Here is an 11,949-nt window from a genome sequence, read left to right on the forward strand (position 1 = left end):
AACCTTAACAAAGGGTTTACGTTGCGCCTTGGCGCCGAAAGGGTCACCTTTTGGGCGGGACAGACGTTAAAGGGCAGAGTGGTGACGGACGCGGTTTTCGCACGGCCGGTAGCGACCATCATGATGATGGTCTTCTTTTCGGGATTGGCGCTCGATATCGCCGTTCCGGCTGCCGTGCTGACCGTGATGGCGTCACTGAAATGGCTGGTGGAAAGCTGGCCCGCGGCAAATGACTTGCCGTTCGATCGAAAGGCGGAAACGGCATGAAGACACTTCTGCTCTTGTGGGCTCTGCCCATCACGCTCCTGGGCGCCTGGTACGGTCTGTCCTACTACGACATGAGTTTCGGCATCTTCATGCTGACGCGCGATGCCCATGATCTGGTGTTCCAGATCTACGGAAATGTGCTCGGCATTCCGCCGGAAACCATTCCGCCGCTGGTCTTGCGCGCGATCATCGTCGACAGCCTGATCCTGTTTGCCATCATCGGCTTCCGCCGCCGCAAGCAGATCAAGGCCTGGTGGGTGGCGCGTCAGGAAAAGTCGGCGGAATTGTCCGAGGCACGCGCAAGTGCCGAGAGCCTGTCCAGCGCGCCCTGAAGAATGAAGCTCGCAGCGGCGGAATCGATCCGTTCGCTGCGCTTGGCCCTGGAAACATCCATTTCCAGGAGCGCCCTTTCGGCAGCGACCGTCGAAAGCCGCTCATCCCAGAAAACGAAGGGGATCTCGGTCTTCTCGGACATCGAGCGCACGAAGGCGCGCGTGGCCTGGACCCTGGGACCGGATGAGCCGTCCATGTTGACGGGAAGCCCTATGACGAAGGCGACGACCTTTTCCTTGGCGGCAAAGGCCAGGAGAACCTCGGCATCCTGGGTGAACTTCACCCGCTTGATGACGGGGCGAGGGGTGGCGAAACGCCGTCCGAGATCCGATGCCGACAGCCCGATCGTCTTCGTGCCGAGATCGAGGCCCGCAATCGCCTCGCCGGGTTTCAACCGTTCTGCCAGTTCTTCGATCGTCAGCGTCGCCATGATGGTCCGTTTCCCGTCGCTCAGCGCTTGCGCACGAATTCCGTTCTCAGCACTAGGCCTTTGATCGCATCGTGCTTGCAGTCGATGTGCTCAGGATCGTCCGTCAGGCGGATCGAGCGGATGACGGTGCCCTGCTTCAAGGTCTGGCCGGCGCCCTTCACCTTCAGGTCCTTGATCAGCACCACCGAGTCGCCGTCGGCAAGTTCGGTTCCGGAGGCGTCGCGTGCAACCGGCTTGGCCGCTGCCGCTGCCGCCATCTCGGAGGCCGGACGCCATTCGCCGGTCGCTTCGTCATACACGTAGTCGTCATCGGCCATGGTCGTTCCTTTCTTGCGCTGAGAGCGCTACGGCTGTCATGCTGGTCGCTTAAACCAGCGGGAGGGGCGAGGCAACTGGTTGTGCCCGTTGCCGAAACAAACGATCGCCATATATTCCGACAGACATTTCAAGACCGGAGACTGACATCATGAAAATCACCTGGCTCGGCCACGCCGCATTTCGTCTCGACTCGGCGAAGGCCTCGATCCTGATCGACCCGTTCCTGACGCACAATCCGGGTTTTGCAGGCCTTGACCGCAAGGACATGACCAAGGGCGTGACGCATATCCTGCTCACCCACGGCCATGGCGACCATGTCGGCGACACGGTTCAGCTGGCCAAGGAAACCGGCGCAACGGTGCTTGCCAATGCCGATCTCGCCGCCTGGCTCGGAGCCAAGGGTGTCGACAAGCTGGAAATGGGCAATACCGGCGGCACCATCCATTTCGAGGGCTTCACGGTCACCTTCACCAATGCACTGCATTCCTCCGCCCAGATCACCGAGGATGGCGTTTCACATGCGCTTGGCAATGCCAACGGCCTGATGCTCCATTTCGACGACGAAGCCTCGGTTCTGCACATGGGCGACACCGACATCTTCTCGGACATGAAGCTGATCAACGAACTGCACCAGCCGGATGTCGGCCTCGTGCCGATCGGTGACCGCTTCACCATGGGCGGTGCCGTCGCCGCACTCGCCTGCCAGCGCTTCTTCGACTTCAAGACGGCGATCCCCTGCCACTACGGCTCCTTCCCGATCATCGACCAGACGCCGGAGAAATTCGTGGCCGGCATGGACGGAACCCGCACCCGGGTCGCCACGCCTGAGGCGGGATCGGCCATCGAGGTCTGAGAAACCCCGTTGCACCTGCGCTTGACGGCCATTATAGCGAAGAAAACAGCTTATCCGGAGAATGCCATGTCTGTTGACCTCGCCACCGTCAAGCGCGTCGCCCGCCTTGCCCGCATCGCTGTCAGCGAGGAGGATGCCGCACGCATGACCGGGGAATTGAATGGCATTCTCGGTTTTGTCGAGCAGCTGAACGAAGTTGATGTCACCGGCGTCGAGCCGATGACCTCGGTGACGCCGATGGCCATGAAGAAGCGCGAAGATGCCGTTACCGACGGCAACAAGGCCGACGACATCGTCGTTAATGCGCCCGCCACCGACCGCAACTTCTTCCAGGTGCCGAAGGTCGTCGAGTAAGACGCCTCGGAATACAGAGCGCCTCCCGTTTTTCTTGGGCCCGCCGGCCCGTCGACAGTTTGAAGTGAACCTGCCATGAGCGAATTGACCAGCCTCACCATCGCGGAAGCCCGCGCGAAACTCGCCGCCAAGGAGATCAAGGCCGTTGAACTGACGGATGCCTATCTCTCTGCTATCGAGGGTGCGAACGGCGCGCTGAACGCCTATGTCGCCGTGACCCCGGATGTTGCCCGTGACATGGCCAAGGCGTCCGACGCCCGCATCGCCCAAGGCAAGGCCGGCGTGCTCGAAGGCATTCCGCTCGGCGTGAAGGACCTCTTCGCCACCCGCGACGTCCACACCCAGGCCTGCAGCCACATCCTCGATGGCTTCAAGCCGAAATACGAGTCGACCGTGACCCAGAACCTCTGGGACGCCGGTGCCGTCATGCTCGGCAAGCTCAACATGGACGAATTCGCCATGGGGTCGTCGAACGAGAGCTCCTATTACGGCCCGGCGGTCAACCCGTGGAAGGCCAAAGGCTCCGACGAGAAGCTCGTGCCCGGTGGCTCCTCCGGTGGCTCGGCTGCAGCCGTTGCCGCCCATCTCTGCGCCGGTGCGACCGCCACCGACACCGGCGGCTCGATCCGCCAGCCGGCTGCCTTTACCGGTACTGTCGGCATCAAGCCGACCTATGGCCGCTGCTCGCGTTGGGGCATCGTCTCCTACGCTTCGTCGTTGGATCAGGCCGGCCCGCTCGCCCGCGACGTGCGCGATGCCGCAATCCTTTTGAAGTCCATGGCAAGCGTCGACCCGAAGGATACGACCTCGGTCGATCTCCCGGTTCCGGACTATGAAAAGGCGATCGGCGGCTCCGTGAAGGGCATGAAGATCGGCATTCCCAAGGAGTACCGCGTCGAGGGCATGTCGGAAGAAATCGACGCGCTCTGGCAACAAGGCATCGCCTGGCTGAAGGAAGCCGGTGCCGAGATCGTCGACATCTCCCTGCCGCACACGAAGTACGCCCTTCCGGCCTATTACATCGTCGCGCCTGCTGAAGCCTCGTCCAACCTCGCCCGTTATGACGGCGTCCGCTACGGCCTGCGCGTCGACGGCAAGGACATCGTCGACATGTACGAGAAGACCCGCGCCGCCGGCTTCGGCAAGGAAGTCCAGCGCCGCATCATGATCGGCACCTACGTACTCTCGGCTGGCTACTACGACGCGTACTACCTGAAGGCCCAGAAGGTTCGCACGCTGATCAAGCGCGACTTCGAACTCGCTTTCGAAGCCGGCGTCGACGCGATCCTCGCGCCGATCACGCCATCCTCTGCCTTCGCCATCGGCGACAAGGAACTGGCTGCCGATCCGGTCAAGATGTACCTGCAGGACGTCTTCACCATCACGCTCAACATGGCCGGCCTGCCGGGCATCTCGGTTCCCGCCGGCCTCGACAAGAAGGGCCTGCCGCTCGGACTTCAGGTGATCGGTAAGCCGTTCGAGGAAGAAACCCTCTTCAAGACCGCCCATGTCATCGAACAGGCTGCCGGCAAGTTCACGCCGGCCAAGTGGTGGTAAGGGACTTCGTCATCCGTGACATGACAGCGGCCGATGCGGAAAGCGTCGGCCGCGTCGGTTTCGACGCCTGGGCCGCCAATCCGGTGCTCAATGCCTTCGGCGTCGAGATGATGGTCAAGATCCGCCTGAGCTTTCGGCGCTTCGCCGAGGAGCATTTCAGCCTGATCACGGTCGGGCAACTCGGGGACGAGATTGCCGGATGGACCGCCCGCGACGGCGCTCGCGACTATATTTCCGATCTGTGGGTGAGCCCCGCCCACCAGGGGCTCGGGATCGGCTCGGCGCTGATTTCCAACACGCTGCGCGAGATGCGCGCCGAAGGCTTGAAGCGCGCCAGGATCGATACGCATGCCGCCAACGAGGGCGCGATCCGGCTCTACAAGGATCTGGGCTTTTCGATTGTCTGGCGCGGCATGCAGCATTCGCCGTCCATGGGAATGGCGGTCGACAAGGTGAAGATGCAGCAGGTGTTTTGACCTCACCCCTCGGTCGGCGGATACAGCATCCGCTGGTGGAGAATGGTCACGATATCGATTTGGGCGGTTGAGACGATCCGGTAGATGATCGTGTAGGGAAGCCCGTGCACCGGTAATTCGCGTGTGTCGGAGACTGCGCCCGTTCGCCCCAGCAAGGGATGATGCCTCAGCGTTTCCGTGGCCTGCCTAAGGCGCGACAGAATTCGGTCGGCAGCGAGTTTGTCCTGATCGGAGATGTAGGCATGAATGGCAAGGAGATCTGCATTGGCTTGTGGTGAGAACTCAACGTTCAAAGCCAAAGCGCTCCCACACGTCAGCCGCTGGGATCATGGCGTCACGATCCTCGCACTGTCTGAGTGCCTTGTTGATCTTCTCGACTTTCCAGGCCTCATACTCCGTCGGCGACACCGCCGACGACTTCGGAGCGAAGTGTATGTCTTCTGAAGCTTCTGATTTCGGTTCAGCCATAGAAAGAGAATAGCGCAACTTATGGCTAAGGCCAATTGCCTCCTGACGGCCGGCACCGCGTTTCCGCGGCAACGGCCTTCGGCGTCACCGGTTGTCCAGTTCCGCCCTCACGAGCCGCAGGCCCCGTTCGGTGATGCGATACGGTTTGCCCTCCTTCGAGCTGATCGCCCTCAGGCGTTTCAGCCTGCGGAAAAGCTCGAGGTCGAAGCCGGGATAGAGCCAGCCGTCGCGGGAAAAGCACAAGGCCTTCTCGATCTTGCGCCGCTCGTCGCGATGGATTTCGATCCAGCCGCCCTGGGCCATGAGGTGAAGGATACGCTGGTCTGAGCGTGAAATATCCATGGTTTGATGTCCGGAGAAGCGCGCTCCAACGCGCGCATGAAAACGGGTCCGGCGCTGTATGAGCGTCGGGGCTTCGTTTTCTGGCCCTGGCCGGTCGATCACTGTGGGATCGCGGGCAGGGCCTTTACCGGGTCTCGGACAAACCGAACATCAAAACTCCTGTAGACGAACGGCCAATAGCATAAGCCATTCGCCTGCGTCCATTGCGTCAGGGACACACACTCTGGTCAAGAATCATCACGGATGTTTAACTGGCTCAATTGAAGAGGTGAGGATGGTCACGATCCGCAAGGCTCACCAGGACGACGCAGAGCTCCTCACGGAGATCGGCATGCGCGCCTGGCGCAAGGCAATGGCGTCAGTGGGAGAGGCCGCCGAGATGGCGGCCAATGCCCGGGATGCCTTTGCCGCCTTCACTCAGGAAGGCTGGATCACCATCACCGTCATCGAAAAGTCCGGGAGTGTCGTCGGCTGGGCCGCGCGCGAGGACATGGACGAGACCATCACGGATTTCTGGATCGATCCCGACCACGAGGGCCAAGGCTTCGGCACAGCACTCCTCAACGCCGTCGAAGAGGGGCTGAAGTCGCAGGGCTTTTCGGTGGCGCGTCTGCAGACTCACGCGATGAACGGAGACGCGCTGAAATTCTTCGAGAAGAACGGCTATGCGGTCAACTGGCTGACCGTCACCTACAATCCGAAGCTCGATCGCGACGTGCAATCGGTCGGCCTCTCAAAGTCGCTCTCGGAAGCCGGCGGTGCCGGCTACGGTCAGGAATTCTGACCGGGTTCCGTCGGCTAGCCGATCGCGTGGGACAACACCTGCGGAAACAGCCCGAATACGACCAGAAGGACGAGATGCAGCGCCGCCATGAGCGGGAGCAGGACAGGGAAGGGCGGTTTCCGCGTCTTGTGGCGCAGCAGTCGCTGGCAAAGCATTGCTCCGGGTCCGCCGCCGGCGATGGCGAGAAGGATCAGCGTGTCCTCGCGCACGCGCCAGCCGCCCTGCTGGGCGGAGATTTTGTCGAAGGCATAGACGCCGAAGACAAGGCCGTTCCAGACGGCGAAGACTGCGAGCAGAGTGAGGAGGCTGTCGATGGTCATGTCCGGGATATAGTAGCCGAGCTTCGTGCCTTTTCCGTCAACGGAAGGTCATCCGGCTGGCTGCCCTCAAAGCCTTGCACCTTGGGCGCAATTGCTCTACCTCACGGATCAACACGTCCACGCATGACACGAGCATCCGATGACCCTGGTAGACACCCGCACGCCTGATCCGAAACGCCTCATTCCCGGTGCCACCGGTGACTGGGAAGTCATCATCGGCATGGAAGTCCATGCCCAGGTGCTGTCGAATTCCAAGCTCTTCTCGGGTGCCTCGACCGTCTTCGGCAATGCGCCGAACTCCAACGTCTCGCTCGTCGATGCCGCCATGCCTGGCATGCTGCCCGTCATCAACGAGGAATGCGTCAAGCAGGCCGTGCGCACCGGTCTTGGCCTGAAGGCGCAGATCAACAAGCGCTCGATCTTCGACCGCAAGAACTACTTCTATCCGGACCTGCCGCAGGGCTATCAGATCTCGCAGTTCAAGGATCCGATCGTCGGCGAAGGCAAGATCATCATCTCGCTCGGTCCCGACCGTCAGGGCAATTTCGAGGATATCGAGATCGGCATTGAGCGCCTGCATCTTGAACAGGATGCCGGCAAGTCGATGCACGACCAGCATCCGACCATGTCCTATGTCGACCTGAACCGCTCTGGCGTCGCGCTGATGGAAATTGTGTCGAAGCCCGACATGCGCTCCTCCGACGAAGCCAAGGCCTATATGACCAAGCTGCGCTCGATTGTCCGTTACCTCGGCACCTGCGACGGCAACATGGACGAAGGCTCGATGCGCGCCGACGTCAACGTTTCCGTGCGCAAGCCGGGCGGCGAATTCGGCACGCGCTGCGAGATCAAGAACGTCAACTCGATCCGCTTCATCGGCCAGGCCATCGAATACGAAGCCCGTCGTCAGATCGCGATCCTCGAGGACGGCGGCGTCATCGACCAGGAGACCCGTCTCTTTGATCCGAACAAGGGCGAGACGCGCTCCATGCGCTCCAAGGAAGACGCGCATGACTATCGCTATTTCCCCGATCCGGACCTGCTGCCCCTCGAGTTCGACGACGCCTTCGTCGAAGAACTGAAGAAGACGCTGCCGGAATTGCCCGACGACAAGAAGGCCCGCTTCGTCGCCGAACTTGGCCTCTCGGTCTACGACGCTTCCGTGCTCGTGTCGGAAAAGGCGATTGCCGATTATTTCGAAGCCGTGGCCGAGGGCCGCGATGGCAAGACGGCTGCCAACTGGGTCATCAACGACTTGCTGGGCGCCTTGAACAAAGCCGGCAAAGGCATTGAAGAGACTCCGGTTTCCCCCGCTCAGCTCGGCGGCATCATCGACCTGATCAAGGCTGAGACCATTTCCGGCAAGATCGCCAAGGACCTCTTCGAGATCGTCTGGAACGAGGGTGGCGACCCGGCGGAGATCGTCGAAGCGCGCGGCATGAAGCAGGTGACCGACACCGGCGCCATCGAGCGCGCCGTCGACGAGATCATCGCTGCCAACCCGGATCAGGTCGAGAAGGTGAAGGCCAAGCCGACGCTGGCCGGCTGGTTCGTCGGTCAGGTGATGAAGGCGACCGGCGGCAAGGCCAACCCGCAGGCCGTCCAGGCGCTGGTCAAGGCCAAGCTGGGCATCGAGGAGTAAGCGCTTGTTCTTCGTCCGCACGGCCAACGACCGGGATGTCGAACCGCTCCGCGCCCTGCTGACGCAGAGTTTTCACGCGACCTATGACCGGTTTTATGGACCGGCCAAGGTCGCCGAGTTGATTGCGGCCTGGCATTCGCCGGCCGAAATCAAGCGGCGCATTCACGTGAAGGGCGGCGAATATCTCGTAGCGGACGATGGCAAGCGGATCGGCGGCATGGCTTTCGCGGCCATGTCCGAAAAGCTGACCAAGACCGCCGTGCTGCACCAGCTTTATGTCCATCCCGACCACCAGCGTCAGGGCATCGGCCGCGATCTCTTCGCCGAGATCGAGACTTGTTTCCCGGATGCCGAGATCCTGAGGCTGGAAGTCGAGCCCCAGAACGACGGCGCCATCGCCTTCTACGAGGCGCATGACTTCGTCGAGGTCGACCGGACGAAGAATTGTGGCGGTCCCGACAGCGGGATCGAGGCTGTGATCATGGAAAAGCCGCTCAAGTGAGCGGCTTTCTGCTTTTCACGTACGTCCCGGATCACTCGAACGGTGGCGCGAGGATCGTGCCCTCTTCGTCCACCAGCTGAACGGCGCTGCATTCGATCAGGTTGTTCTCCTTGGCGTCGCTGCAGGCGAGTTCTGCCGCTTTCAGCGCCAGCTCCCTGGTCTGCCAGCCGCAGGAATACTGGTGCCAATGCGGCCCGCCATCCGCCATCATGAAGACGTCGACGCTCCAGTTGGCCGGATAGCAGGTGGCATTCACCTGACAATCCTCTGCGGTCGCTCCACTTTCCATGCATTGTTTCATGGCGCAGTCGATGGCGCCGTCCATGTCGCTCTCGACGCAAACGCCCGCGCCCATTTCCGGCGCCTGCACGAAGGCGATCGCCTTTCGTCCGCCTTCCTGCGCCTGCACGGCGGCCGCCGAAAGAGTTACGCACAAAATTGTCAGCAGTCGTTGCATGCCTGTCATCAAGAAGTCCCCCGGGGTCGTTATGGACCTGCAAACTAGCGCAACAGCGGGGGCAGCATGCAAGTGGAAACAGTCGTGATCCGGGAAGCAACCGAGAATGATCTGGTGTCGATCGTCGCGCTCTTCGCCGATGACCCTCTCGGCGGTCATGGCGACACCACAGAGCCCGAGGCGCTGCCGGACTATCGCGCAGCCTTCGCCCGCATTAACGCATCCCCGAACGAGACCCTCTACGTCGCCGAACTCGGCGGCGAGGTGGTCGGCACCTTCCAGACCATGGTCACCACCACGCTGACCGGCCGCGGCTCCTCCGCCATGATCATCGAGGCGGTGCAGACCCGCGCCGATATGCGGGGCAGGGGCATCGGCGCGGTCATGATCGAGTTTGCCATTGAACGCGCCCGCCAGGACGGCATGCGTCTCGTGCAGCTCACGTCCAACGCAGTGCGCAAGGATGCCCACCGCTTCTACGAACGGCTCGGCTTCACGCCGTCTCATATCGGTTTCAAGTTGAAGCTGAAATGAAGGGGGTGCGACGGGGAATCACTGGACAAGCGCAAGTCCAGGCGGCATAAGCGACAAAGGATCGACAAGGCCTTGCCACGGCCTGCGGTAATTGCCCAAGGATACACGATGAAGCAGCTTCTCTTGCAGATCTTCACCTGGTGGAACGGTCAGACCATGGGGACCCGCTTCTTCACCTGGCGTCACGGCAAGCGTGTCGGCGAAGACGAGTTCGGCAATGTCTATTACGAAGGCCCGATGACCAGCTGGGGTCAGCCGAAGCGTTGGGTCATCTATAACGGTTACGCCGAAGCCTCCAAGATTTCCGCCGGCTGGCACGGCTGGATGCACTATCGCACCGACACGCCGCCGTCGAAGGAAGACTACAAGCCGCGCGAGTGGGAAAAGGCACACCGTCCGAACCAGACGGGCACGCCTGCCGCCTATCGCCCCCAGGGTTCGATCGCCGCCACCGGCGAGCGTCCGCGCGTTACCGGCGACTACGACGCCTGGACGCCGGGCGGCTGATACCCGATTTGGCCATAATCCGGCATTAGGGCCTCTCTTGTGAGGCCCTTCTTGTATCTGGGCTTCAGAGGATCCACGAAAGCGAGCGGGATGATGAAATTGAGTGCATGGGCATGGGCCATTCCGGTTGTCGGGCTTGCTGCCACGGCAACGATCGGCCTTGCTGACAAAGCCGTTGCCGCCCGCCTCGAAAACCCCGTCGCCGAATTCGCCGGCATCGACAAGATCACCGGTCGCATCACCACCTTCGACGTCTATGTCAACGAGACCGTCCAGTTCGGCGCGCTCCAGGTGACGCCGAAGGTCTGCTACTCGCGCGATGAGTCGGAAGCTCAGAAGATCGACGCTTTCATCGAGGTCGACGAGATCACGCTCGACCGCAAGATCCGCCGCATCTTCTCCGGCTGGATGTTCGCCGACAGCCCAGCGCTCAACGCCGTCGAGCACCCGATCTATGACGTCTGGCTGACCGGCTGCAAGGTCGAGTCGGAAGTCCCGCCGCCGCCGGGTGTCGAGGCGGTTGCAAAGCCGGCGCCGGAACCCGACAAGCCCGCCGATGCCGCAACGCCGGCGCCCGCCGCAGCCTCGGCTAATCCGGGTGCCGTGATCACCGATCCGACGCAGGATCCGGCCCAGGATCCGGGTTTGAACGGTGATCCCAACCAGGCCGCGGTTCCGCCGCTCGAAGCGCCCGTCGAGGTGCCGAACGAGATCATCGGCGGCACGCTGCCGGAACAGGACGGGCTGCAGCAGGACGATCTCATTCCCGAAGGCCAGCCCCTGCCGCCACAGACGCAGGTGACACCGCCCCCGGGCGTCGGTCTGTTCTGATCGGCGCTTCTGCCGGGCGCTGTCCGCCCGGCTGTCAGCTGACCGCGCCCCGGCCGAAGGCCAAATTGCTCGCATCTCACTTTCCGTCTTGACCTCAACCGCTTGCAGACGTGCAATGCGGCGACAGACGCGTCTGGGAGGAGAGACAATGGCGATTGCAAAGAACACCATCTGCATCTGGTACGACCGCGACGCCGAAGAGGCGGCGGGCTTCTACGCCTCGATCTTCCCCGACAGCCAGGTGAAGGCCGTCCATCGCGCGCCCTCCGATTATCCCTCGGGCAAGGCGGGTGATGTGCTGACCGTCGACTTTACGGTCTGCGGGATCCCCTGCCTGGGACTGAACGGCGGACCGGCCTTCAAACATTCCGAAGCCTTCTCCTTCCAGATCGCCACCGACGATCAGGAGGAGACGGACCGCTACTGGAACGCCATGGTTGGCAATGGCGGCCAGGAGAGCGCCTGCGGCTGGTGCAAGGACAAATGGGGCATCAACTGGCAGATCACGCCGCGCACCCTCACCGAAGCCTTGGCCGCCGGCGGCGACGAAGCCAGGCGCGCTTTCGAGGCGATGATGGAGATGGGCAAGATCGACGTGGCGAAAATCGACGCGGCAAGGCGGGGCTGACCGTCCCCTCTAACAAAGCGTCAGCCACATCACGCCACCATAGGTGATGACGGTTGCGACCAGTGCTGCCGCCTGCAGCATGCCGCCGATTTTGATCAGCAGTCTGGCGTTTTCGCTCTGTGGTTCGCCGAGCGACCGTGCTGCGATGACATGCAGCCCGGCAATCAGCGAAACGGTGGCCACCAGCATCACCGCCAGCAGCAGGCGCAGCGCCGAGATCGGTCCGATCTCGACCTGGTGCCAGCCCAGGTGACAGCCGGTGGCCTGAGCACCGTAGAGAGCTAGGAAGGCGCCGGACCAGATCACGAAGCCAGTCAGAAGCAGGAGGAAGGGAGAAACCTTCATC

At 62.1% G+C, this 11,949-nt stretch carries 19 protein-coding genes and 1 pseudogene; 13 read left to right on the top strand and 7 right to left on the bottom strand.

From position 1 onward, the window contains the following. Positions 1–81: 81 nt before the first annotated feature. Positions 82–267 (top strand): hypothetical protein, encoded by a 186-nt coding sequence (locus M1E12_RS05800; RefSeq protein WP_377343015.1) that lies wholly within the window; start codon positions 82–84, stop codon positions 265–267. Next, positions 264–599 carry a DUF6105 family protein gene (locus M1E12_RS05805; protein WP_113459429.1) on the top strand — a complete coding sequence of 112 codons (336 nt, stop codon included), beginning with the start codon at positions 264–266 and terminating at the stop codon, positions 597–599. The genes M1E12_RS05800 and M1E12_RS05805 overlap by 4 nt, the downstream gene beginning before the upstream one ends. Here the strand turns inward: M1E12_RS05805 and ruvX are convergent. Both ruvX and M1E12_RS05815 read right to left on the bottom strand, forming a co-directional pair. Beyond that, a complete protein-coding gene (gene ruvX / locus M1E12_RS05810) occupies positions 533–1,030 on the bottom strand; it encodes a Holliday junction resolvase RuvX (protein ID WP_113459430.1) in 498 nt (165 codons plus the stop codon). The two genes, M1E12_RS05805 and ruvX, sit on opposite strands and share 67 nt — an antisense overlap. Positions 1,031–1,050: 20 nt before the next feature. Then, positions 1,051–1,347: an alkylphosphonate utilization protein gene (locus tag M1E12_RS05815; protein WP_136542555.1), complete on the bottom strand. Its 297-nt coding sequence runs from the start codon at positions 1,345–1,347 to the stop codon at positions 1,051–1,053. 149 nt (positions 1,348–1,496) lie between these two features. Between M1E12_RS05815 and M1E12_RS05820 the strand changes: the two genes are divergently transcribed. From M1E12_RS05820 to M1E12_RS05835, 4 genes are all read left to right on the top strand, one after another. Next, a complete protein-coding gene (locus tag M1E12_RS05820) occupies positions 1,497–2,201 on the top strand; it encodes a metal-dependent hydrolase (protein WP_136542554.1) in 705 nt (234 codons plus the stop codon). A gap of 66 nt (positions 2,202–2,267) precedes the next feature. Further along, positions 2,268–2,555, top strand: coding sequence for an Asp-tRNA(Asn)/Glu-tRNA(Gln) amidotransferase subunit GatC (gene gatC / locus M1E12_RS05825; protein WP_479564045.1), 288 nt, complete (start codon positions 2,268–2,270; stop codon positions 2,553–2,555). Between the two features lie 75 nt (positions 2,556–2,630). Next, on the top strand, positions 2,631–4,112 hold the full coding sequence (gene gatA / locus M1E12_RS05830) for an Asp-tRNA(Asn)/Glu-tRNA(Gln) amidotransferase subunit GatA (RefSeq protein ID WP_479564046.1): 1,482 nt from the start codon (positions 2,631–2,633) through the stop codon (positions 4,110–4,112). Between the two features lie 20 nt (positions 4,113–4,132). Further along, positions 4,133–4,588, top strand: a complete 456-nt coding sequence (locus tag M1E12_RS05835; RefSeq protein WP_113459435.1) for a GNAT family N-acetyltransferase — start codon at positions 4,133–4,135, stop codon at positions 4,586–4,588. A gap of 2 nt (positions 4,589–4,590) precedes the next feature. Here the strand turns inward: M1E12_RS05835 and M1E12_RS05840 are convergent, their stop codons facing one another. Together M1E12_RS05840 and M1E12_RS05845 are read right to left on the bottom strand one after the other, a co-directional pair. Continuing rightward, the gene (locus tag M1E12_RS05840) at positions 4,591–4,881 is read right to left on the bottom strand and encodes a type II toxin-antitoxin system RelE/ParE family toxin (RefSeq protein WP_479564047.1); all 291 of its coding nucleotides are present in this window, start codon (positions 4,879–4,881) and stop codon (positions 4,591–4,593) included. A 259-nt stretch (positions 4,882–5,140) separates the two neighbouring features. Next, positions 5,141–5,398 carry a YjhX family toxin gene (locus tag M1E12_RS05845; RefSeq protein WP_479564048.1) on the bottom strand — a complete coding sequence of 86 codons (258 nt, stop codon included), beginning with the start codon at positions 5,396–5,398 and terminating at the stop codon, positions 5,141–5,143. A 274-nt stretch (positions 5,399–5,672) separates the two neighbouring features. Here M1E12_RS05845 and M1E12_RS05850 point away from each other — a divergent pair, with 274 nt between their 5' ends. Next, entirely contained in the window at positions 5,673–6,182 is a 510-nt protein-coding gene (locus tag M1E12_RS05850) for an N-acetyltransferase family protein (protein WP_479564049.1), read from the top strand. A gap of 14 nt (positions 6,183–6,196) precedes the next feature. On the opposite strand, the gene M1E12_RS05855 is transcribed toward M1E12_RS05850, so the two are convergent. Continuing rightward, positions 6,197–6,502, bottom strand: a complete 306-nt coding sequence (locus M1E12_RS05855) for a DUF1294 domain-containing protein (RefSeq protein ID WP_479564050.1) — start codon at positions 6,500–6,502, stop codon at positions 6,197–6,199. 139 nt (positions 6,503–6,641) lie between these two features. Here M1E12_RS05855 and gatB point away from each other — a divergent pair, with 139 nt between their 5' ends. After that, positions 6,642–8,144, top strand: a complete 1,503-nt coding sequence (gatB, locus tag M1E12_RS05860) for an Asp-tRNA(Asn)/Glu-tRNA(Gln) amidotransferase subunit GatB (RefSeq protein WP_479564051.1) — start codon at positions 6,642–6,644, stop codon at positions 8,142–8,144. A 4-nt stretch (positions 8,145–8,148) separates the two neighbouring features. Beyond that, positions 8,149–8,646 carry a GNAT family N-acetyltransferase gene (locus M1E12_RS05865; protein WP_136542546.1) on the top strand — a complete coding sequence of 166 codons (498 nt, stop codon included), beginning with the start codon at positions 8,149–8,151 and terminating at the stop codon, positions 8,644–8,646. A 31-nt stretch (positions 8,647–8,677) separates the two neighbouring features. On the opposite strand, the gene M1E12_RS05870 is transcribed toward M1E12_RS05865, so the two are convergent. Beyond that, positions 8,678–9,112 (bottom strand): hypothetical protein, encoded by a 435-nt coding sequence (locus tag M1E12_RS05870; RefSeq protein WP_479564052.1) that lies wholly within the window; start codon positions 9,110–9,112, stop codon positions 8,678–8,680. Between the two features lie 57 nt (positions 9,113–9,169). Between M1E12_RS05870 and M1E12_RS05875 the strand changes: the two genes are divergently transcribed. The 4 genes and pseudogenes from M1E12_RS05875 to M1E12_RS05890 all read left to right on the top strand — a co-directional run bounded on the left by M1E12_RS05875 (position 9,170) and on the right by M1E12_RS05890 (position 11,603). Then, complete coding sequence (locus M1E12_RS05875; protein WP_479564053.1) at positions 9,170–9,637, top strand: N-acetyltransferase family protein; 468 nt, start codon at positions 9,170–9,172, stop codon at positions 9,635–9,637. A 108-nt stretch (positions 9,638–9,745) separates the two neighbouring features. Then, positions 9,746–10,144 (top strand): NADH:ubiquinone oxidoreductase subunit NDUFA12, encoded by a 399-nt coding sequence (locus M1E12_RS05880; RefSeq protein WP_113459445.1) that lies wholly within the window; start codon positions 9,746–9,748, stop codon positions 10,142–10,144. A 93-nt stretch (positions 10,145–10,237) separates the two neighbouring features. Then, positions 10,238–10,672 (top strand): annotated as a pseudogene (locus M1E12_RS05885) (DUF2155 domain-containing protein); the annotation flags it as partial. Positions 10,673–11,129: 457 nt separating this feature from the next. Continuing rightward, positions 11,130–11,603, top strand: coding sequence for a VOC family protein (locus tag M1E12_RS05890; RefSeq protein WP_136542622.1), 474 nt, complete (start codon positions 11,130–11,132; stop codon positions 11,601–11,603). Between the two features lie 9 nt (positions 11,604–11,612). Here the strand turns inward: M1E12_RS05890 and M1E12_RS05895 are convergent, their stop codons facing one another. Beyond that, complete coding sequence (locus M1E12_RS05895; protein ID WP_310238148.1) at positions 11,613–11,948, bottom strand: hypothetical protein; 336 nt, start codon at positions 11,946–11,948, stop codon at positions 11,613–11,615. Position 11,949 lies beyond the last annotated feature (1 nt).

The sequence above is a fragment of the Rhizobium sp. K33 genome (assembly GCF_056501445.1).